Genomic DNA, 1,958 nt, shown 5'->3' on the forward strand with positions numbered 1-1,958 from the left:
GCCAGAACACCGGCTTTTTCGCAGGAGCGCTTGAAACGACGCAGAGCTACGTCGAAGGGTTCGTTCTCTTTAACTTTGACGGCTGGCATCCAGAGCTACCTTCATTCATTACCGGGGTCAACGTTCCCATCGCAAAAGTCGCGGCTGAGCTCGTCGGTTTTTAAGGGTTGCGGATGTTAACCCCTCATCGCTCGGAATGCAAAGCCTCTGATCGAAAACCGCTGGTCGGCTGAGGGAGTGGCGACTATTATGCGCGCCTTCGAATTTAGCCTCTACAAGGCGCAAGCCCATGCTAGTACTGGGATTAGAAACCTCCTGCGACGAAACCGGCGTCGCGCTTTACGACAGCGAGCGTGGCCTGCTGGCCGATGCGCTGTTCAGTCAGATCGACCTGCATCGAGCCTACGGTGGCGTGGTGCCGGAGCTGGCCTCTCGGGATCACGTCAAGCGCATGCTGCCCCTGATCCGTCAGGTGTTGGCCGAGGCGGACTGTGTGCCGACCGAAATCGATGCCATTGCCTATACCGCGGGTCCCGGCCTGGTCGGAGCCCTTCTGGTGGGCGCCTCCTGCGCCCAGGCGCTGGCCTTTGCCTGGGGCATTCCAGCGCTCGGTGTGCACCATATGGAAGGCCACTTGCTGGCCCCGATGCTGGAAGAGCAACCACCGGAGTTTCCGTTCGTCGCCTTGCTGGTGTCTGGCGGCCATACGCAGTTAGTGCGGGTCGACGGCATCGGCCAATACGAGCTGATGGGCGAAACCCTGGACGATGCCGCCGGTGAAGCCTTCGACAAAACGGCGAAGATGATCGGCCTGAATTATCCCGGCGGTCCGGAAATCGCTCGCCTGGCTGCCCAGGGGGTAGCTGGGCGCTTTGTCTTCCCGCGGCCGATGACCGATCGCCCGGGGCTGGATTTCAGCTTCAGCGGCCTGAAGACCTTTGCCCTGAACACCTGGCAACAGTGCGTCAGCGCTGGAGACGACGGCGAACAAACCCGTTGCGACATCTCGCTCGCCTTCCAGCAGGCGGTGGTGGAAACTTTGACCATCAAATGCAAGCGCGCCTTAAAGCAGGCAGGGCTCAAACGTCTGGTAATAGCCGGCGGCGTGAGCGCCAACAAGGCGCTGCGTGCATCGCTGGAGAAGATGCTCGGCGAGATGAAGGGCAATGTGTTTTACGCCCGCCCTGAATTTTGCACCGACAACGGCGCAATGATCGCTTTTGCCGGCTGCCAGCGGCTGCAGGCCGGACAGCAGGAGAGCCTGGCGATCAGTGTGCAGGCGCGCTGGCCGATGGAGCAGTTGTTGCCGTTGTAAGAGGGTGTTTGCCCGGCCTGGATCAGATTTATCTCAGGATTCAGAAATGCCGTTCGCGCCCGGCGAACAGGTCGCGTAGATTGCCGCGGTGGCGCCAGACGATGAGCAGCGTGAGTACGCTCATCGGCAGCAATGCCGCCGGTGCCTGCCAGGCCAGCAGTGGCAGGGTCAGGGGCGTGGCGATCAAGGCCGCCAGGGAACTGGTGCGGGTCAGGTAGAAGGTCAGGAGCCAGGCGCCAATGGCCAGGAGCGCCGCTGGTGGGTAGAGCCCCAGCAGCATCCCGGCGGCGGTGGCGACGCCCTTGCCGCCGCGGAAACGGAAGTACACCGGGAACAGATGGCCCAGTACGGCGTAGAGCCCGATCCAGGCCTGTTGTTGGAGCGCAAGGCCTGCGAGACTGGCGAGCAGCACCGGCAGCAGGCCCTTGAGCAGATCGCCGAGCAGGGTCAGGACCGCGAGTTTCTTGCCGGCCAGGCGCAGCATGTTGGTGGCGCCGGCATTGCCCGAGCCACTCATTCGCGGGTCGGGGCTACCGGTCAGGCGGCTGAGCAAAATGGCGAAGGACAGAGAGCCGAGCAAAAGCCCGCCACTAGACGACGGGCCCGGCCTGGAACCTTAAATACCCTGCTCGACGAACGGAAC

The 1,958-nt window shown here is 62.6% G+C and carries 3 protein-coding genes; 1 reads left to right on the forward strand and 2 read right to left on the reverse strand.

The window, feature by feature from the left end; translation table 11 throughout:
• On the reverse strand, positions 1–89 hold an 89-nt coding region (gene rpsU, locus ACQKQA_RS30215), incomplete at its 3' end, for a 30S ribosomal protein S21 (protein WP_427564789.1).
• A gap of 200 nt (positions 90–289) precedes the next feature.
• Here rpsU and tsaD point away from each other — a divergent pair.
• Positions 290–1,315, forward strand: a complete 1,026-nt coding sequence (tsaD, locus tag ACQKQA_RS30220; RefSeq protein ID WP_427564787.1) for a tRNA (adenosine(37)-N6)-threonylcarbamoyltransferase complex transferase subunit TsaD — start codon at positions 290–292, stop codon at positions 1,313–1,315.
• Positions 1,316–1,355: 40 nt separating this feature from the next.
• Here tsaD and plsY read toward each other — a convergent pair whose 3' ends face one another.
• Positions 1,356–1,895: a glycerol-3-phosphate 1-O-acyltransferase PlsY gene (plsY, locus tag ACQKQA_RS30225; protein WP_427564788.1), complete on the reverse strand. Its 540-nt coding sequence runs from the start codon at positions 1,893–1,895 to the stop codon at positions 1,356–1,358.
• Between the last annotated feature and the right edge of the window lie 63 nt (positions 1,896–1,958).

It is taken from the genome of Pseudomonas sp. NPDC089530 (assembly GCF_050280705.1).
Classification (GTDB): domain Bacteria; phylum Pseudomonadota; class Gammaproteobacteria; order Pseudomonadales; family Pseudomonadaceae; genus Aquipseudomonas.

Bases quoted from the DNA above. Each gene is read 5' to 3' on its own strand.
- tsaD (WP_427564787.1), top strand. From the start codon at position 290: ATGCTAGTACTGGGATTAGAAACCTCCTGCGACGAAACCGGCGTCGCG.